This is a genomic window from Antrihabitans spumae (genome assembly GCF_043944905.1).
Taxonomy (GTDB): Bacteria; Actinomycetota; Actinomycetes; order Mycobacteriales; family Mycobacteriaceae; genus Antrihabitans; species Antrihabitans spumae.
Map to the genome: position 1 here is coordinate 1 of NZ_JBIMSN010000178.1, position 507 is coordinate 507.

A 507-nucleotide genomic window follows, 5' to 3' on the forward strand; every position below is an offset into this window, starting at 1 on the left:
CGTCGAGGTCGGCGGCCATGATCGACACCTGTGACTTGGAAAGCTTTGTCACACCGAGTGATTCGACCAGCTTCTCCATTCGCCGAGTGGAGACCCCGAGCAGGTAGCAGGTCGCCACCACGCTGGTGAGGGCACGTTCGGCGCGTTTGCGGCGTTCGAGCAGCCAGTCGGGGAAGTAGCTGCCCGACCGCAGCTTGGGAATCGCGACGTCGATGGTGCCGACGCGGGTGTCGAAGTCGCGGTGGCGGTAGCCGTTGCGGGAGTTCACTCGCTCCTCGCTGCGTTCGCCGTATCCGGCACCGCACACGGACTCGGCTTCGGCGCTCATCAACGCCTGGATGAACGTGGACATCATGTTGCGCAGCAGGTCGGGGCTCGCGACCGCGAGTTGGTCGGACAACATCTTGGACGGGTCGATAGGCTGGACAGAGGTCATCGCGTGGTTCTCCTTCTAGTGACTTTGGACGGTCTCTTGAAGGATCACGCGGTGACCTCTCGCTATCCGGT

General features: G+C 62.9%; 1 protein-coding gene. It reads right to left on the minus strand.

Annotated elements, in window-relative coordinates:
- A partial coding sequence (locus ACHIRB_RS30835) for a transposase (protein WP_395127844.1) occupies positions 1-436 on the minus strand: 436 nt, incomplete at its 3' end.
- Positions 437-507 lie beyond the last annotated feature (71 nt).